This is a genomic window from Salinispora oceanensis, assembly GCF_000383575.1.
Lineage (GTDB): Bacteria > Actinomycetota > Actinomycetes > Mycobacteriales > Micromonosporaceae > Micromonospora > Micromonospora oceanensis.
Window position 1 is genome coordinate 880707 of sequence record NZ_KB911579.1, and the last position, 18288, is coordinate 898994.

Annotated in this window: 16 protein-coding genes; 6 read left to right on the plus strand and 10 right to left on the minus strand. The window is 69.6% G+C overall.

All coding sequences use genetic code 11. The features are described 5' to 3' along the window. Positions 1–26: 26 nt before the first annotated feature. Positions 27–2324: a coiled-coil domain-containing protein gene (locus SALPAC4_RS0103850; RefSeq protein ID WP_027644845.1), complete on the plus strand. Its 2298-nt coding sequence runs from the start codon at positions 27–29 to the stop codon at positions 2322–2324. A 103-nt stretch (positions 2325–2427) separates the two neighbouring features. Further along, the gene (locus tag SALPAC4_RS0103855) at positions 2428–3525 is read left to right on the plus strand and encodes an AI-2E family transporter (RefSeq protein ID WP_019869237.1); all 1098 of its coding nucleotides are present in this window, start codon (positions 2428–2430) and stop codon (positions 3523–3525) included. Here SALPAC4_RS0103855 and SALPAC4_RS0103860 read toward each other — a convergent pair. From SALPAC4_RS0103860 to SALPAC4_RS0103870, 3 genes are all read right to left on the minus strand, one after another. Continuing rightward, complete coding sequence (locus tag SALPAC4_RS0103860) at positions 3522–4322, minus strand: alpha/beta hydrolase (protein WP_019869238.1); 801 nt, start codon at positions 4320–4322, stop codon at positions 3522–3524. The two genes, SALPAC4_RS0103855 and SALPAC4_RS0103860, sit on opposite strands and share 4 nt — an antisense overlap. A 71-nt stretch (positions 4323–4393) precedes the next feature. Continuing rightward, positions 4394–4720: a hypothetical protein gene (locus tag SALPAC4_RS0103865; RefSeq protein WP_080640962.1), complete on the minus strand. Its 327-nt coding sequence runs from the start codon at positions 4718–4720 to the stop codon at positions 4394–4396. Between the two features lie 80 nt (positions 4721–4800). Next, positions 4801–6591: a 3-hydroxyacyl-CoA dehydrogenase family protein gene (locus SALPAC4_RS0103870; protein WP_019869239.1), complete on the minus strand. Its 1791-nt coding sequence runs from the start codon at positions 6589–6591 to the stop codon at positions 4801–4803. A 181-nt stretch (positions 6592–6772) separates the two neighbouring features. On the opposite strand from SALPAC4_RS0103870, the gene SALPAC4_RS0103875 reads away from it, so the two are divergent. Then, positions 6773–8269: an aldehyde dehydrogenase family protein gene (locus tag SALPAC4_RS0103875; RefSeq protein WP_019869240.1), complete on the plus strand. Its 1497-nt coding sequence runs from the start codon at positions 6773–6775 to the stop codon at positions 8267–8269. A 70-nt stretch (positions 8270–8339) separates the two neighbouring features. Here the strand turns inward: SALPAC4_RS0103875 and nucS are convergent, their stop codons facing one another. Continuing rightward, positions 8340–8999 carry an endonuclease NucS gene (gene nucS, locus SALPAC4_RS0103880; RefSeq protein WP_018729397.1) on the minus strand — a complete coding sequence of 220 codons (660 nt, stop codon included), beginning with the start codon at positions 8997–8999 and terminating at the stop codon, positions 8340–8342. Positions 9000–9017: 18 nt separating this feature from the next. Continuing rightward, positions 9018–11030: a protein meaA gene (locus SALPAC4_RS0103885; RefSeq protein ID WP_019869241.1), complete on the minus strand. Its 2013-nt coding sequence runs from the start codon at positions 11028–11030 to the stop codon at positions 9018–9020. Between the two features lie 106 nt (positions 11031–11136). On the opposite strand from SALPAC4_RS0103885, the gene SALPAC4_RS0103890 reads away from it, so the two are divergent. Both SALPAC4_RS0103890 and SALPAC4_RS0103895 read left to right on the plus strand, forming a co-directional pair. Next, entirely contained in the window at positions 11137–11985 is an 849-nt protein-coding gene (locus SALPAC4_RS0103890; protein WP_019869242.1) for an ABC transporter ATP-binding protein, read from the plus strand. Then, positions 11982–12824, plus strand: coding sequence for an ABC transporter permease (locus SALPAC4_RS0103895; RefSeq protein ID WP_019869243.1), 843 nt, complete (start codon positions 11982–11984; stop codon positions 12822–12824). Before SALPAC4_RS0103890 ends, SALPAC4_RS0103895 begins: the two co-directional genes overlap by 4 nt. Positions 12825–12915: 91 nt before the next feature. Here the strand turns inward: SALPAC4_RS0103895 and SALPAC4_RS0103900 are convergent, their stop codons facing one another. After that, on the minus strand, positions 12916–13767 hold the full coding sequence (locus SALPAC4_RS0103900) for a 3-hydroxyacyl-CoA dehydrogenase family protein (protein WP_018729393.1): 852 nt from the start codon (positions 13765–13767) through the stop codon (positions 12916–12918). A gap of 114 nt (positions 13768–13881) precedes the next feature. Beyond that, on the minus strand, positions 13882–15309 hold the full coding sequence (gene murA / locus SALPAC4_RS0103905) for a UDP-N-acetylglucosamine 1-carboxyvinyltransferase (protein ID WP_019869244.1): 1428 nt from the start codon (positions 15307–15309) through the stop codon (positions 13882–13884). Here murA and SALPAC4_RS0103910 point away from each other — a divergent pair. Beyond that, on the plus strand, positions 15308–15880 hold the full coding sequence (locus tag SALPAC4_RS0103910) for a cob(I)yrinic acid a,c-diamide adenosyltransferase (RefSeq protein WP_018729391.1): 573 nt from the start codon (positions 15308–15310) through the stop codon (positions 15878–15880). The genes murA and SALPAC4_RS0103910 overlap by 2 nt on opposite strands. Positions 15881–16083: 203 nt before the next feature. On the opposite strand, the gene SALPAC4_RS0103915 is transcribed toward SALPAC4_RS0103910, so the two are convergent. The 3 genes from SALPAC4_RS0103915 to SALPAC4_RS0103925 all read right to left on the minus strand — a co-directional run bounded on the left by SALPAC4_RS0103915 (position 16084) and on the right by SALPAC4_RS0103925 (position 18094). Beyond that, complete coding sequence (locus tag SALPAC4_RS0103915; protein ID WP_018729390.1) at positions 16084–16539, minus strand: DUF2550 domain-containing protein; 456 nt, start codon at positions 16537–16539, stop codon at positions 16084–16086. Positions 16540–16552: 13 nt separating this feature from the next. Next, complete coding sequence (locus SALPAC4_RS0103920) at positions 16553–16837, minus strand: F0F1 ATP synthase subunit epsilon (RefSeq protein ID WP_018729389.1); 285 nt, start codon at positions 16835–16837, stop codon at positions 16553–16555. A gap of 114 nt (positions 16838–16951) precedes the next feature. After that, positions 16952–18094 (minus strand): LCP family protein, encoded by a 1143-nt coding sequence (locus SALPAC4_RS0103925; protein WP_019869245.1) that lies wholly within the window; start codon positions 18092–18094, stop codon positions 16952–16954. Between the last annotated feature and the right edge of the window lie 194 nt (positions 18095–18288).

Consider the following 18288-nt stretch of genomic DNA (forward strand, 5'->3'; position numbering starts at 1 on the left):
GGCCAATTGCGTGTGAGGATGGGGGCATGTCGAACGGCGAGGAACTGTTCGCTCTCGGCGGGGATGTGACCACGGAGCCCAGCTTCGAGGCCGGCCTGCGGGGGTACGTGAAGGGGCAGGTCGACCGGTACGTCGCTCGCGCCGAGCACGAGATCGCCACCCTGACCGCCGAGCGAGAGCAGGCCTACACCCAAATCCATAAGCTGGCCGGCCAGGTGGAGGTGCTCCAGCGGGATCTCGCCCAGGTGCGCAAGCAGGTCGGCTTGGTGGACCGCGCCTCCTTCCGGCACCTTGGACCCCGCGTCGAGCAGGTCCTCACCCTCGCCGAGGAACAGGCCGAAGAGATCCTCGCCGCGGCGAACAAGGAGATCGACTCCCGCCGAGCAGTCGCCGAGCACCTCATTGACGAGGCGCGGGCGGAGGCGGCCAAAGCCCTCGAGGACTTCAAACTGGCGCTGGCCGCTCGCCGCGCCGAGGAGGAGCGGCACACCGCGGCTCGGAAGGCGGAGGCAGACGCCGCCGTCAAAGCCGCGACCGAGCAGGCCGACGCAGCGGTAAAGGCCGCGACCGAGCAGGCCGACGCCCGGGTCAAGGCCGCAGCCGAACAGGCAGACGTAACGGTCAAAACCGCAACCGAGCAGGCCGATGCCGCGGTCAAAGCCGCGACCGAGGAGGCCGCCCGGCTCCGCGAGACCGCGCAGGAGGCGCTGACGAAGGCCCAGCAGGAAGCCACCCAATTGCGGGACACTGCGAAAGAGGTGCACACGCGGGCCCAACAGGAGGCGACGAAGCTGCGCGAGGCGGCCCGCGAGGCGCAGGCCAAGGCTCAGCAGGAGGCGACCGAGCTACGGGATGCCGCCAAGGAGGTGCAAGCCAAGGCGCAGGAGGAGGCCGGACGCCTCGTGGAGCAGGCGACCGAGGCGAGCCGGGCTACCCACGCCAAGGCCCAGCAGGAGGCCAAGCAGATCCTTGACGACGCCAGCACCGCCGGCCGGGCCACCCACACAAAGGCCCGTCAGGAGGCGGAGCTGCTCGCCAAACAGGCCGCCGACGCGGCGAAGCGGCAGCGGGCCGAGGCCGAGGCATTCGCGCAGCAGACGCGCACCGAGACCGAGGAGTATGCCCGGCAAACCCGAGCCCAGACACAGCAGGAGCTGGGAGCCTGGCGGGCGGGGGTGGAGACGGAGGTCAACAACCGCCGGGCGGCGGCAGACCGCGAGCTGGCCCAGCGCCGGGCCGCCGATGACCAGGAGTTCGCCAGCCGCCGCGACGAGTTGGAGCAGCGGCACGAGTCCCGGCACACCGAGCTGGAGCAGCAGTACACGAGCCGACAGCAAGAGCTGGAAACTGGGTTCACGACCCGACAGCAGGAGCTGGAGACCGGGTTCACGACCCGACAGCAGGAGCTGGAGACCGAGTTCACGACCCGACAGCAGGAGCTGGAAACCGAGTTCACGACCCGACAGCAAGAGCTGGAAACCGATTTCACCTCGCGCAAGACCGAGTTGGAGTCCACGTACACGGCCCGCCGAGACGAGATCGAGGGTGCCGCCGAGCGCATCCGGCGGACCGCCGAAGAGGATGCCCAGGCCCTACGCGAGCGTGCGGACCAAGAAGCATCGGCGCTGTTGAGCCAGGCCGAGGAGGCGGCGGCCGAGCAACGCCGAACCGCCGACGAGTACGCCGCCACCTCCCGACGCCAGTTCGAGGAGTACGCCGCTACCACCCAGCAGGCCCTGGCAACCACGCAACAGCACCTGGCGGCGACACAGCAGGAGGCCGCGACCGGCCGGCAGCAGCTCGCCCAGGTGATGCTCGAGATCGCGCAGGCGCAGCAGCAGCTCGCTGATTTGCGGCAGGAGACCTGGCGATCCCGCCAGGAGTCCGACGACCTACAGCGACAGGTGGCAGAACTGCGGCTGGAGCTGACCGCAGCGGCAAAGCCGACACCGGTCGGACCCGCGGGCAGCGAATCCGACAACGGTCGGGCCCCCACGGCCGCACCGGCGCCACCCGCTGCCGACCGGGCCGGGGTGGGGAAGGTCGATCCGGCGGACGCCGGTCAGCCGGCCCACGGACGGATCGAGCCGGCTGTTGACGAGTCCGCGAAGGGCAGCGTGAAGTCAGTCACCACGAAGGACGGTGATGAGGCCAGCGCCGGGGTGGACGGTGAGCCGACCGTCGCGGCCGTGCCGGGGGAAGGGGGCCGGGCAGCCTCCCCCACAAAGATCACCAGTACCGGCGAGAACAACAACCGACCGGCAAAGCCCACCACCGACGAGCGCAGCTCCAAGCCGAGCAAGGTCGTCGTTGACAAGGACTGAGCCGGCCGGCTGGAGGACGCTTCCGGGCCAGGCTCGCCGCTGTCGGCGACGGAGCGAGCCGTGGCGGGCCGGCCACGGCGCTGGGCGGGCGGCCTGAGCTCCGGTGGCACCGGGCGAGCCGGAGTCGCAGCAGCACCGCGCCGACCAGGGGTCTGGGCGGTTCGGCGTGCCGGGGCTGCCCCTGCGGCGTAGCAGCTTCCTCGTCGGCTTCACCGGCGGGCTCGGCGCGCTGCTGGCCTACGCTCTCTTCCTCGGCCTGCGCAACGCTGCCGGTCTCCTCGTCCCCGTCGTGATCGCGCTCTTCCTCGCCGTCGGGCTCTATCCGGCGGTGGCGCGGCTACGCCGGCTCGGGCTGCCCCACGGGCTGGCGGTCGCGGTCGTCATGCTGACCCTGCTCCTCCTGCTGTGCAGCGGTGCGGTCGCCCTGGTGCCACCGATCATCACGCAGTCCAACCAGTTCATCGAGCAGTTCCCCGGCTACCTGGAAACGCTGCGGCGCAATGAGACCATCAACGAGCTGGTCGAGCGGTACGACCTGGTGGAGAGGGCGCAGCAGGTCGCGGACAGCGACACCCTCGGCCCGGCACTCGGCGGAGTACTCGGCGGTGCCCAGCTCGTCTTCGGCACCGCCTTCCGGACCCTGACCGTGCTCGTACTCACCATCTACTTCCTGGCGTACTTCAACCAGCTGCGGTCGCTCGGGTACGCGCTCGTCCCCCGGTCCCGTCGGGATCGGGTACGCCTCATCGGCGACGAAATCATCGCCAAGGTCGGCGCGTACATCGTCGGAGCGCTCATCATCGCCCTCCTCGCCGGTACCACCACCTTCGTCTTCGCGTTGATCACCGGGTTGCCGTACCCGTTCGCCCTGGCCGTCGTGGTGGCGGTGACCGACCTGATCCCGCAGATCGGTGCCACGCTCGGGGCGGTGATCGTGAGCCTGGTCGGCTTCGCCACCGACCTACCGGTGGGGATCGCCTGTGTGCTGTTCTTCCTCATCTACCAGCAGGTGGAGAACTACCTGATCTACCCCAAGGTGATGCGCCGATCGGTGCAGGTCAACGAGGTAGCCGCCCTGGTAGCGGCGCTGCTCGGAGTCGCCCTGATCGGCGTGGTGGGCGCCCTCATCGCGATCCCCACCGTCGCGGCGTTCCAGCTGATCCTGCGCGAGGTGGTTATCCCGCGCCAGGACTCCCGTTAGTCGGCGGCGGGGCCCGGCACCGCCCGGTCGGCGAAGGCCGCCACCGTGCGATCGGCGTAGGCACTGGCATCGCCGGTCTCCACCGGGCCGTCCCAGGTGGTCGGCAGCGGCACGGAGACGGTGGGATTGACCCGCCGGACAATCTCGTCGAGGACGGTCTCGGCGTCACCAACCCAGAGGTGTTTGGCGCCCGGCACCCCGACCACCTCAGCCTGCGGCACGGCCGCAAAGCGCTCCCGCGCCGCCTCGGGCCGCAGGTAGTCGTCGAACTCCGGCACCAACGCCGTGATCGGCTTTCCGGCGGCGGCCCAGCTCGCCAGGTCGTCGGGCCCGGAGAACCGCAGCGGCGGGGAGAGCAGGAGGGCACCCGCCACCGCCGGGTCACAGCCGTACCGCAGGGCCAGGTCAGTGCCGAACGACCAACCCAGCAGCCATATCTCCGGCAGCTCGTGGAACTCCGCGTACTCGATGGCGGCGGCGACGTCGTACCGCTCGCCGACCGCGTTGTCGAACGTCCCCGCGCTGGTACCGCGCACGCTGGTCGTGCCCCGGGTGTTGAAACGCAGCACCGCAAGGTCCGCCAGGGCCGGCAGGCGCCAGGCGGCCTTGCGGAACACGTGGCTGTCCATCATCCCGCCGTGGGTGGGCAAGGGATGCAGGCAGACCAGCGTGGCGACCGGCGCGCGGTCGGCCGGGCGGGCCAGCTCACCGACGAGCCGCAGCCCGTCGGCGGTGTGTAGCTCGATCTCCTCCCGGCGACCGGGCAGAATCGACGAGGCGCGGATGGGTGTGCTCACCCGCCCAGTCTCCCCCGTCACCGGGCCGGCAACCCGGCCGGGGTCGGGAAGACGGCGATCCAGATCACGCCTCAGCCGTGGCGGGGCGCACCGCGGCCCCGTTGCACGATCGGTGCCCGCCGGTCCCGGGCCCGCCAACAGCCGCTGTGCCAGTGCCGGCGATCGGTCGGGTCCCCCCACCCCTGCGCGGGCCACGCCACGACATGCGCCACACCGGGACGGATCTCCTGGTCACAGCCGGGGCAACGGTAGGTCTTCACCGACGCGCCGCCGCTGATCAACCGAACCTGCCAGTCGCCGTCCCGCCACTGCTGCACCGACTCGACCCCCTGCCGGAGCCGCGCGGAATCAGGCTGCCCGCTCTCATCCCGGCGGGATCGGTTACGACGAGGGCTCACACCCACCAGCGTACGGCGGGACGAGGCCGTACGGCGTCGGCGGGCCGGCGACCCGACCCGCCCGCACCTGCCCTACTCGCTCAGCGGCGAGTGTGATCGCGGAAGCCACGGCCCGCCTTCCGGCCCAGATAGCCGGCGGTGACCAGGTGCTCCAGCAACGGCGCGGGAGCGAACCCCGGCTCGCGCAGTTCCAGGTACAACTCCCGCTGAATAGCCAGGGACACGTCGAGGCCGACCACGTCCAACAACTCGAACGGACCCATCGGGTAGCCACAGCCGAGCTTCATCGCATGATCGATGTCGTCGGCGGTCGAGTAGCTCGCCTCCAGCATCTTCACCGCGTCGTTGAGGTAGGGGAAGAGCAGCGCGTTGACGATGAACCCGGAGCGGTCACCGCAGACCACACCAGTCTTGCCCAGCTCCCCGCAGACCGCCTTCGCGGTCGCGGTGGTCTCCGCGGACGTACGGATGGTCTGCACGATCTCTACCAGCGACATGACCGGTGCCGGGTTGAAGAAGTGCAGGCCGACCACGTCCGCCGGACGCTGGGTGGCCATCGCGACATCGATCACCGGCAGCGACGAGGTGGTGGTGGCGAGGACGACACCGGGCTTGCAGATCTCGTCAAGGCTCGCGAAGAGCGCCTTCTTGACACTCAGCTCCTCGACGACCGCCTCGACCACCAGGTCGACGTCGGCAAGGTGCTCCAACGTCGCGGACCAGGTGATTCGGCCCAGCGCGGCGTCCCGGTCGGCCTCGCCCAGCTTGCCCCGCACCACGCCCTTGTTGAGCGAAGTCTTGACCGCCTCGAAGAGCTTGGCAGACTTCTCCGCCCCACGGGTCACCGAGACCACCTCGTAGCCAGCCTTGGCGAAGACTTCGATGATGCCGGTCGCCATCGTCCCGGAACCGACCACACCGACCTTCGCGATGCCCCGCGCGCGGGCCTCGAGCGTCGACTCCGCACTCACCGGGGTCTGGTCGTCCGGTACGACCACCGGCGAACCGGGCCGCTCGTAGGTGTAGAAGCCGCGCCCCGACTTCCGACCGAGCAGCCCGGCGGTGACCATCTGCTTGATCAGCGGCACCGGGGCGTGTCGCCGGTCCCGGCCGCCCCGCCGGTACATCGTGTCCAGAATCTCGTACGCGGTGTCCAGGCCGATCAGATCCATCAACGCCAGCGGGCCCATCGGCAGACCACAGCCGAGTTTCATCGCCGCGTCGATGTCCTCCCGGCTGGCGTACCGCGTCTCGAGCAGGCTGACCGCATGGTTGAGGTAGCCGAAGAGGAGGGCGTTGGCGATGAAGCCCGCTCGGTCGCTGATCGTCACATCGACCTTGCCCAACCGTGCGCAGAGCCCTTCCACGTCGGCAACGACCTCGGCCGAGGTGACCACCGTCCGGACGATCTCCACGAGCTTCATGACCGGCGCCGGGTTGAAGAAGTGGATGCCGATGACCTGGTTGGGGCGGGTCGTGGCCACTGAGATCTCGGTCACCGACAGCGACGAGGTATTGGTGGCCAGAACCGTCTCGGGCTTGCAGACCCGATCCAGCTCCGCGAAAATCCGCTGCTTCAGATCGAGCTGCTCGGGAACGGCCTCGATCACCAGGTCGACCGCGTGCAGGGCCGCCAGCCCGACCTGCCAGTCAACGCGGGCCAGGAGCGCGTCCCGGTCGGCCGCCGCGAGCTTGCCCTTGGCGACCGCCCGGTCGGTCGAGCCGGTCAGGGTGGCCCGGCCGCGCTCCAGCGCTGTCTCGGTCACCTCAACGGCGACGACATCGATGCCGTTTCGGGCGAAGACTTCGACGATGCCGGCACCCATGGTGCCCAGACCCACCACACCCACACTGGCGAACTCGCGCGTCACGCCAAGCCTCCCTGGTCAGCTCCATGCGGCCGGCATTAACGGCCGCTAAGGTATGCGCGCGAGTCTGCCATGTGCCGCAGGGTTGTCGAGATGCCGTGGGGTATGTCACGACATCGAGGCGACAGCAAGCGGGCACCGCCTGCCCTACCGGTGAGTAGCAAGCCGGGTCTAAACTTCCGCCATGACGGCTGTACATGTTCCGGGCACGCCGGTGATCGAGGACGGTCGACTCGTGTCGACGAACCCGGCGACCGGCGCGGAGGCCGGGCGCCTGCTGGTCGCGTCCCCCGCCGATGTCGAAGCAACCGTCGCCCAGGCCCGTGCCGCCAGCGGGTGGTGGGCCGGGCTCGGCGTCGCCGCCCGACGGGAGCGGCTGCTGCGCTGGCGGAGCCGGCTGGCGTCCCGGATCGAGGAACTCGCCGAGCTGATTCACCTCGAGGGCGGCAAGCCGGTCGCCGAGGCCGTCGTCGAGGTGGTCACCGCCGTCGAACACCTCGACTGGGCCGCGCGCAACGCCAAGCGGGTGCTCGGCCCCCGCCGGGTACGGTCCCGGCTGATGCTGGCGGAGTTCTCCGCCCACCTGGAGTACCAGCCGTACGGGGTGGTCGGCGTGATCGGCCCGTGGAACTACCCCGTGTTCACCCCGATCGGCTCCATCGCCTACGCCCTGGCCGCGGGCAACGCCGTGGTCCTCAAGCCCAGCGAGTACACCCCGGCCGTCGGCCAGTGGCTGGTGGACAGCTTCGCCGAGGTCGTCCCCGAGGAGCCGGTGTTCGCCGCGGTGCACGGCCTCGGTGATGTCGGCGCGGCGCTGTGCCGATCCGGGGTCGACAAGGTGGCCTTCACCGGGTCCACAGCTACTGGTCGAAAGGTGATGGCCGCCTGCGCCGAGTCCCTGACCCCCGTGCTCATCGAGGCCGGCGGGAAGGACGCGATGATCGTCGACACCGACGCCGACCTGGACGCCGCGGCCGCGGCAGCGGTCTGGGGCGGTCTCACCAACGCCGGCCAGACCTGCATCGGCATCGAGCGGGTCTACGCCGTCGAGGGGGTCTTCGACCGCTTCGTTGACCGGGTGGTCCAGCGGGCCGGACGACTCACCGTGGGCACCGACGGCACCGATATCGGCCCGATCACCATGCCGAGCCAGCTGGAAGTGATCCGTCGGCACATCGATGACGCGCTGGCGCGCGGCGGCCGGGCGGTGCTCGGCGGGGCAGACGCGGTGCAGCCGCCGTACGTGCGACCGACCGTGCTGGTGGACGTGCCGGAGGACTCAGCGGCCGTACGTGAGGAGACCTTCGGCCCCACCCTGACCATCAACCGGGTCCGGGACGTGGACGAGGCGGTCGCCCGCACCAACGCGCTGCGCTACGGGCTCGGCGGCTCGGTCTTCGGCCGGCGTCGGGCCATGGCGGTCGCGCGGCGGCTGCATTCTGGAATGGCCTCGGTGAACTCGGCCCTGACCTTCGCCGGCATGTCCACCCTGCCCTTCGGCGGCGTGGGCGACTCCGGTTTCGGACGGATCCACGGCGCGGACGGGCTGCGGGAGTTCGCCCGCCCCAAGGCCATCACCCGGCGCCGGGCCCGGTCGCTGCTGCCCGCAACGACCTTCGACCGCACCGACGCGGACGTCGCCCGACTGGTCAAGCTCATCAAGCGCTTCTACGGCCGCTGACCCGCCCCCGGCCGCCCTGCCCTCGAGCTGCGCCGCAGCCCCTGCCCGCGGGCGGTGGGCTGCGGGCGACTCAGAACAGGGTCAGCTCGTCCCGCTCGATGCCGCGCAGCTTGTCGTAGTCCACGACCACGCAGCGGATCCCCCGGTCGGTGGCGAGCACCCGCGCCTGCGGCTTGATCTCCTGCGCGGCGAAGACGCCCTGCACCGGCGCGAGCAGCGGGTCCCGGTTGAGCAGTTCCAGGTAGCGGGTGAGCTGCTCCACACCGTCGATCTCACCGCGGCGCTTCACCTCGACCGCCACGGCGCCCTGCGCCGCGTCCCGGCACAACAGGTCCACCGGACCGATCGCCGTCATGTACTCCCGGCGCACCAGCGTGAAACCCTCACCCAACGTCTCCGGGCTCGCCGCCAGCAGCTCCTGAAGGTGCGCCTCCACGCCGTCCTTCCGCAGGCCCGGGTCGACCCCCAGCTCGTACGCGGTGTCCTGGAAGACCTCCTCCAGGGTGATCCGCAGCTCCTCACCGGCCTTGTTGACCACCCGCCAGACGCCCGGGGCCTCCTCCAGCCGGCACGGGGGGCTCATCCAGTTCAGCGGCTTGTAGGCCCGGTCGTCGGCGTGGATCGACACCGACCCGTCCGCCTTCACCATCACCAGACGGGTGGCTGGCGGCAGGTGGGCCGAGAGCCGTCCAACATAGTCCACAGAGCACTTCGCAATCACCAACCGCACCCGACGAGGGTAACGGAGCTACTGCTCCGGTAGGCCGTTGGCGTGGCGAACCACGGTCACCAACTCGTTGATTACCCCGGTGAGCGCGAAATCCTTCGGCGTGAAGACCCGGACGACCCCGGCCTCCCGAAGGGTCTGCGTGTCCGCCTCCGGGATGATGCCGCCGACCACGACGGGCAGATCACCTCGACCGGCGGCGCGCAGCCCCGCCAGGACGGCTGGCACAGCCGCCAGGTGCGAGCCGGAGAGGACCGAGAGGCCGACCAGGTCTACGTCCTCCTCCACGGCCGCGGCCACGATCTGCCCGGCGGTCAGCCGAATGCCCTGATAGACCACCTCGAAGCCAGCGTCCCGGGCCCGGACCGCGATCTGCTCGGCACCGTTGGAGTGCCCGTCCAGACCGGGCTTGCCGACCAGCAGCCGCAGCCGCCCGCTGCCCAGTTGCCGCGCGGTGGCGGCGACCCGGGCCCGCACCGCCGACAGCGGGCCGTCCGCGCCGGAACCGACCGCTCCGGAGAGGCCGGTGGGGGCCCGGTACTCCCCGAAGACCTCTCGCAGCGCGCCCGCCCACTCACCGGTGGTCACGCCGACGCGTACGCAGTCAAGCGTGGCCGACATCAGGTTCGTGGTGGACGCGGCGTCCGCGCGGAGCCGGGCGAGCGCGGCGTCCACGGCCGCTGCGTCCCGGTTGGCCCGCCAGTGGCGTACGGCCGTCGTGGCGGCTGCCTCCACCGCCGGGTCGACCTGTTCGATCGCGGCGGCGCCGGCCGCGGTCAGTGGGGAGGGCTCGGTCTCGGTGAACCGGTTGACGCCGACCACCACATCGGTGCCGGCCTCCATCCGGCGACGCCGGTCGGCGAGCGAGGCGACCAGGGCGCTCTTGAGGTAGCCGGTCTCGACCGCGGCGACCACTCCCCCCATCTCCAGCACCTTCTCCAGCTCGATCCGGGCTCCGGAGACGATGTCGTCAACCAGCGCCGTCATCAGGTGCGAGCCGTCGAACAGGTCGGGGTACTCCAGCAGGTCCGACTCGTACGCGAGTACCTGCTGCATTCGCAGCGACCACTGCTGGTCCCACGGGCGGGGCAGGCCAAGGGCCTCGTTCCAGGCGGGGAGCTGCACCGCCCGGGCCCGGGCGCTCTGGGAGAGGGTCACGCCGAGCATCTCCAGCACGATGCGTTGGATGTTGTTCTCCGGCTGCGCCTCGGTCAGCCCCAGCGAGTTGACCTGGACGCCGTAGCGGAACCGGCGCTGCTTCGGGTTCGCCACGCCGTAACGGTCGCGGGTGATCTCGTCCCAGAGCGCACCGAAGGCCCGCATCTTGGCGATCTCCTCGACGAAGCGCACCCCGGCGTTGACGAAGAAGCTGATCCGCTGGACCACATCTCCCATCCGCTCGGCTGGTACCTGGCCCGAGTCACGGACGGCATCAAGGACGGCGACCGCGGTGGCGAGCGCGAACCCGACCTCCTGGACCGGGGTGGCACCGGCCTCCTGAAGGTGGTAGGAGCAGATGTTGACCGGATTCCACCGGGGCATCGCCTCGAGCGTGTACGCGATGAGGTCGGCGGTCAGCCGCAGGGACGCTGCCGGCGGGAAGATGTAGGTCCCGCGGGACAGGTATTCCTTGATGATGTCGTTCTGGGTCGTGCCGGCGCAGCGGTCGAGTTGCGCCCCCTGCTCGGTGGCGACGGTGCTGTAGAGGCCGAGCAGCCACATCGCGGGCGCGTTGATGGTCATCGAGGTATTCATCTCGGCCAGGGGAATGCCCTGGAAGAGAGCCCGCAGGTCGTTGAGGTGCGCCACCGGCACCCCGACCCGGCCGACCTCTCCGGCGGCGAGTTCGTGGTCGGGGTCGTACCCGGTCTGCGTCGGCAGGTCGAAGGCGACCGATAGCCCGGTCTGCCCCTTCGCCAGGTTGCGGCGAAAAAGCGCGTTGGTCGCAGCGGCCGAGCTGTGCCCGGCATAGGTTCGCATCACCCACGGACGGTCCCGCTCGGGCAGCCGACCTGGGGGGGCCTTCTCGTCCATGGCGGGAGTCTAAGTTACTGATGGGTAGAGTGGGCTGTGGAAAATTCCACAGCGACCACCACACCCCGATGCCCGACCGGTTGCGCGGGGGCAGCACACTTGTTGCATGGACAACGAGCTCGCGATCGTCGCGCGGGGGCTACGCAAGGCGTACGGGAAGAATGTGGCCGTGGCCGGGGTGGACCTGGAGGTCCGCCGGGGTGAGGTGTTCGCTCTCCTCGGCCCGAACGGCGCCGGCAAGACGACCACCGTGGAAATCCTGGAGGGCTACCGGCGACGTGATGCCGGCGAGGTCTCGGTGCTCGGGAGCGACCCGGCGACCCCCGCCGCGGACTGGCGCAACCGGATCGGCATCGTCCTCCAGGGCGTCGGTGAGTTCGACGAGCTCAGTGTCTCCGAACTGGTCCACCACTTCGCCGGCTTCTACGCCGACGCCGACGACCCGGAGAAGGTGATCGCCCGGGTAGGTCTGGCCGGCAAGGCCCGGGCCCGCACCCACACCCTCTCCGGGGGACAGAAGCGCCGCCTGGACGTGGCGCTCGGCATCATCGGCCGACCCGAACTGCTCTTCCTCGACGAACCGACCACCGGCTTCGACCCGGAGGCGCGGCGCGAGTTCTGGCAGCTGATTCGGGACCTGGCGGCGGTCGGGACGACGATCGTGCTGACCACGCACTACCTCGACGAAGCGGAGGCGCTCGCGGACCGGGTGGGGGTGATCGCCGGCGGCCGGCTGATCGAGGTAGCCGCCCCCGAACACCTGGGCAACCGGCAACAGGCCCACGCAACCGTCTCCTGGCGTACGCCCGAGGGGCGCACCGAGAGCACGGAGAGCGCGACGCCCACCGAGCTGGTGACGGAGTTGGCCGCACGCTTCGACGGTGAGGTGCCCGGGCTCACGGTCACCCGGCCAACCCTCGAGGACATCTACCTGCAGATGATCGGACACCGATGACCACGACGTTGAAGCCCGCCACGGCCGCCCGAGCAGCCGGCCACCAGCCCGGCCCACTCGCCCTCGCGCTACGGCAGGGCCGGCTGGAGCTCACCCAGTTCCTGCGCAGCCGGGAGTCCGTCGTGTTCACGATGGGATTCCCGGTCGTCATGATCCTGATCTTCGCCGCGGTCTTTGACGGCGAGATCGCGCCCGGGGTGAGCTACCCGCAGTACTTCATCACCGGCATGATCGCGACCGGCCTGATGACGGTGAGCTTCCAGAACCTCGGCATCTGGATTCCGATCGAACGAGACCGCGGAGTACTCAAGCGCTACCGCGGCACCCCGATGCCGAAGTGGGTGTACTTCGCCGGCAAGGTGATCATGGTCGTGGTGGTCGGCGTCATCGAGACAGCGCTACTGCTCGCCGTCTCGGTGGCCGTGTTCGACCTACAACTGCCGGGCGCCGCCACCAAGTGGCTGACCTTCGGTTGGGTCTCCGTCCTCGGCATCACCGCCTGCACGCTCTGCGGCATCGCGGTCTCCTCGTTGGCGCGGACATCCCGCAGCGGTTCGGCGGTGGTCACCCCGATCGCCCTCGTCCTCCAGTTCATCTCCGGGGTGTTCTTCGTCTTCACCGAGTTGCCGAGTTGGATGCAGCAAACGGCCGCGCTCTTCCCGCTCAAGTGGATGTGTCAGGGGCTCCGCTCGGTCTTCCTGCCGGAGACCTTCGCCGGGCAGGAGCCGGGGGGCTCGTACGAGCTGGGTCGGGTCGCCCTGGTGCTGGCCGCCTGGTGTGTGATCGGGCTCCTGCTCTGCCTCGGCACCTTCCGCTGGACCACCCGCCGCGACGGTTGAGGGGCGACACCGGACCAGCTCAGCCCCGCGGCGGTGAAGGGCTCCTTCGGAGCGCTGCCTCGAAGGGCCCTGCACCGCCGCTCGGCCGGGGCTAGCCGTACGAGTAGAAGCCCTGGCCGGTCTTGCGGCCCAGGTCACCGGCGGTGGCCATCCGCTGGAGCAGCTCCGGGGGGAAGAACTTCTCGTCGGCGGTGTCGGTGTAGATGTTGCGGGTGGCGTTGAGCAACACATCCACCCCGGTCAGATCCACCGTCGCCAACGGGCCCATGGCGTGGCCGAAGCCCAGCTTGCAGGCGTTGTCCAGATCCTCGGCGGAGATCACGCCGGATTCGACCAGGCTGACCGCCTCCATCGCCAGTGCGCAGATCAGCCGGGTGGTCACGAAGCCGGCGGTGTCCCGGTTGACGACCACGACCGTCTTGCCGATCTCCTCGGCGAACGCCTTCGCCGTGGCGATGGTGGCATCGCTGGTCTTGTAGCCGCGGACCAACTCGCACAGCTTCATCATCGGCACCGGCGAGAAGAAGTGGGTACCGACCACCGACTCGGGACGGTCGGTGGCGGTGGCGATCTGGGTGACCGGGATCGCCGAGGTGTTGGTGGCGAGCACCGCATCCGCCTTGCAGATCTTGTCCAACGCGCGGAAGACCTCGTGCTTGAGCTCAAGCTTCTCAAAGACCGCCTCAACGACGATGTCCGCGTCGGCGGCAGCCGCAAGGTCAGTGGTGGGGGTGATCCGGCCAAGTGCCGCCTCGGCGTCGGCCGACGAGATCTTCCCCTTCTCGGCGAACTTCTCCAGCGACCGCTGGATGCCCGCCAGGCCCCGCTTCGTGGCCGTGTCGTCCAGGTCCCGCAACGTCACCTGCCAGCCCGCCTGCGCCGCGACCTGGGCGATTCCCGAGCCCATCAGTCCAGCACCGACGACCGCGAGTCGACCCGCCATCTGCTTACTCCCTCACTGCGATTGGTGTCTGCCTGCACCCTAGTCGGCAGACCTGAACGCAGCTTAAGGGCAGGGCGGCGGTCGACTGAGGGCCCCGCAGGCCCACCGGCGCCCTCACCGGCCGAGGGAGATACCCCCGTCGGCGGCGCCACCCCGCTCCACCTCGACGCCGAGGGCTCGCAGGTCCGCCACGAAGTCCGGGTAGCCCCGGTCCACGTGGTGCACCTGGGAGACCTCGGTGACCCCTTCGGTGCAGAGCCCCGCGATCAGGAGACCCGCTCCGGCGCGGATGTCGGTTGCCCGTACCAGCGCCCCGGAGAGCCGCTGTCGCCCCCGGACCACGGCGTGGTGGCCGTCGGTCTGAATGTCCGCGCCGAGTCGCATCATCTCGTTGGCGAACATGAACCGGCCGTCGAAGATGTTCTCGGTAATCAGGGAGGCACCGTCGCTGACCGCTGCCAGCCCGATCGCCATCGGTAGCAGATCGGTGGCGAAACCGGGGTAGGGCAGGGTGACCACGTCCACCGCACGGGGTCGGTCCACCATCCGGACCCGGAAGGCGTCCCGCCGTGTCTCCACCAGCGCACCGGCGGAGACCAGCTTGTCCAGGGCGATGTCGAGGAAGGCCGGGGAGGCGCCGGTCACCGTCACGTCGCCCCGAGTCATCGCCGCGCCGAACGCCCACGTACCCGCGACGATCCGGTCCCCCACGGTGGCGTGCCGCACCGGATGCAGCCCGGGCACACCGACGACGGTCAACGTCGAGGTGCCGGCACCGTCGATGAGCGCACCCATCTGCTGGAGCATCGTGCAGATGTCTACGATCTCCGGTTCGCGGGCGGCGTTGTCGATGACCGTCGTGCCCTGGGCGAGCACCGCCGCCATCACCAGGTTCTCGGTGGCGCCGACGCTCGGGAAGTCCAACACGATCTCGGTGCCGCGCAGCCCGTGTGGGGCCGTGGCGACCACGCAGCCGCGCTCGCCGGAGATCTCGGCGCCCATCCGGGTGAGCCCGGCGATGTGCATGTCCAACCCGCGCGAGCCGATCGCGTCGCCTCCCGGATGGGCCACCCGAACAGTTCCACGACGCGCCAACAGGGGGCCGAGTACGCAGATCGACGCCCGTAGCCGGCGAACCAGATCGCAGTCCGCGTCGATGCCGGGGGTCTCCGGCACATCAATGGTCACCGATCGGGAGCGGGGAACGCCGCCGTACGCCACCATTGGGTCCACCGGATCGTCCGCGTCGAACCGAACCCCGCAACCGAGCCGGCGCAGCACCTCTCCCATGATCGCGATATCGGTGATTCGCGGAACGTTGGTGATGACGCTACGGCCCGGCGCCAGCAGCGCCGCTGCCATGAGCTTCAGGGCTGAGTTCTTGGCGCCCACCACGTGCACGGTGCCGGTCATTCGGGTGCCACCCCGTACCCGAATGACGTCGTCAACCGCCGCGCCGCCGGCATCGCCCGGACTGCTCAGCCAGGCGGGATCCGGCCGGTCCGGGATCATCAGATCCGGTGTCCGTAGGCTGTGCGTCATGGCCGTCCACCTCACGCGCATCTACACCAAGGCCGGCGACGCCGGCACGACCAGGCTGAGCAACAACGAGCAGGTTCCGAAGACCGATCCCCGGATCGCCGCGTACGCGGACGTAGACGAGTGCAACGCGGCGATTGGCGTGGCGCTTGCTCTCGGGCAGCTCGACGAAGAGCTGCGCACGATTCTGGGGTCGATCCAGAACGATATGTTCGACGTGGGGGCCGACCTGGCCACGCCGGTCGAGCCGAACCCGAAGTACCCGCCGCTGCGGGTCACCGAGGCGTACATCGAGCGCCTTGAGGCCTGGTGCGACAAGTACAACGCACGCCTGAGCAAGCTCGACTCCTTCACCCTCCCCGGCGGCACCGCTGGAGCGGCGCTACTGCACGTTGCGCGGACGGTAGCCCGGCGCGCCGAGCGCGCAGCCTGGGCCCTGATCACCCACGACCCCGACCGCACGAGCACGCTCCCGGCAAAGTATCTCAACCGGCTCTCCGATCTACTCTTTATCCTGTCAAGAACGGCAAATCCGGCCGGAGATGTGCTATGGGTGCCCGGCGGCAAGCACTGACCGATCGACCGTCCGGTGCGCCGGTGTGGGAACCGGCGCACCGCACCACGCCGAGGTCTGCATACCCGACCTGCCGGCTACCATCCGCGTCTACGGGCAGCAGCTCGGCCAGGGGAAACAGCAGGATTGTGTGTGCCCGGGTTGCCTTGTACCGCTGGGGGCACTGGGCCGACGGGCCCGCGCCGGCCCACGACTGGGCGGCCTCAGGCCGCCGGCCAGTCCTGGGCGGTCAGATTCGGCGAGGCCACCCCCGGAGGGGCGGCCTCAAGCCAGGAGAGAAACCCGGTGACGGTCGAGCGCGCCATAGCTATCTCGACCGGGGCGTGGTGACTGGTACAGCGTAGAATGATCCAGTCGGCGGGCATCGAGAACCGTTCCTGCCCTTCGGGCAGCCGACGGCGTTCCACTGCGAGACCCTTACGGGAGAGCGTCCGCCGTGGGCGGAGGGCGAAACTGAACATTCGGTAGAGGCGAAGCTCGTCCCCTACGAAACGGCCGAAGCCGGGCGCCCAGCCCCGGCCGTCGAGGATCGTGGAGGTCCGGACGTTGAGCCGGATAATTCCTCCGCTGCGAGTGACCAACCCGCGCCGGACAAAGAGAGCTAGAAGCACGCCAACGACGACGGCGATGCCGATTCCGACCCCTTCGACGATCCCCATCGCCGGGTGGCGCTCAGCTACCCTGCGCGGCCGGGACCGGGCTGGCGCTCTCGGCCAGGACGGTGACACCCTTGTCGCTCACGGAGAGGAAACCGCCAGCCACCTCGTAGGAGAGCTGGTCACCTCCGGCAACCTTGATCCGAACCTGGCCGGACTCCGCGAGCTGGCCGAGCAGGGGGGCATGCCCTGGCATCACGCCAAGCTCACCCTCGGTCGTCCGGGCCATGACCATCTCGGCCTCGCCGGACCATACCGTCTCCTCGACGGCTACGAGCTCGACGTGAAGCTGCTGTGCCACGCTGTCTCCTTGCTGCGGCGGCGGGTTGCCGAAATTCTAGTCTCGCTAGCGGAGCGCCGGTAACGCGGGTGGCGAGAGGTACGCCACTCGGGTTGGGAATCGGCCCCCGAACGGTCAGAGCTCGTTCTGGAAGTCGGGATGCTCCAGCAGGAACGCATCGAGCTGCTCGTCCCGCAGCGCCTGGAAGAAGTCCTGAACGGCCGGCTCGAAGCGCTCGCCGCGGTACTTCCCGCCATCGGTGATGCCGCCACCCGGCAACTTAATCATCTGGATGTTGCCCGGCCGGAGGTCCTTCAGGGCGAGGCCGAAGTCAATCACGCTGTGCCCCCGGCCGTTGAAGACCAGCGACTCACCGGCCGCCCGAAGCACCGAGTCCAGCTTGAGTGGGTTAGTCACCACGTCAGCGCTGAGGGCCTGACTCGCCATCGCCTTGACGAACTGCTGCTGGTGCCGCTGGCGGCCGTAGTCGCCGTCCGGCACACCGTTCTTGGGGTAACGCTGACGGACATAGTCCAGCGCCTGCCATCCCTCAAGGAGTTGCTCCCCCTCCGGGTAGACCGCCTGCTCACCGAGGTACCCCCCACCGCCGGGGCGAAGCTCACGGTGGGTGCCGTCGGGGTGGCGATGCTCCGAGCGCACCTCACGCTCGATGTCCATCGTGACGCCACCCATCGCGTCCACGATGTTGATGAAGCCACCGAAGTTGATGATCGCCCCGGCGTCGAACCGCTGGATCCCGGTGATCGACTGGACCGTCTTGGCGAGCAGTTCGAAGCCCTGCGCCGTGCTGGGGTTCTCGCCCTGCACCCGGCTGCCGTAGGACATCGCCGCGTTGAGCTTGTCCGCACCGCCATTGAACCCGGCCTTGTCGAAAGCGGGAATCTCGACGTAGAGATCCCGGGGCATCGAGAAGAGGTAGGCCTGGTCGAGCCCTTCCGGCACGTGCAGCACCATGATCGAGTCAGCCAGCGGTAGCTGCTCCTCTTTTCGGGGGTCAACGCCGACGAGCAGGATGTTGAGCGGGCCCTTGATGTCGCTCGTGCGCTCACTGGCTCCCGCCGCCTGGTCCCCGAACAGGTCCGCCTTGCCCACTGCGCCCTCGTACCGTGCCACCAGCGCCTCAACGCCGACCAAGGCCACGCCGCTGACGAACATCAAGACAGCGCCGAAGACGGTGCACACCTGGGCCCACCGCGGCACGCCCGCCCACACCGACGGCTTCTTCTTGCCGCCTTTGCCGGCCTTACCCACGATCATCTCCGTTCGTCAACGTCTATCGGGACGGGCGTACGTCAGCGAATGATTGCACGAACGCGCGCACAGTCAGCGCGACGCGCGTGAAACGGTACCTCGCCACCCGTCAAGATCACTGACCGGCGAAAGGGAGTCCGCGACCCGAATGGGTTCGACGGATGCACGGAAAGGCCGCCCCGGCGTACACCAGGACGGCC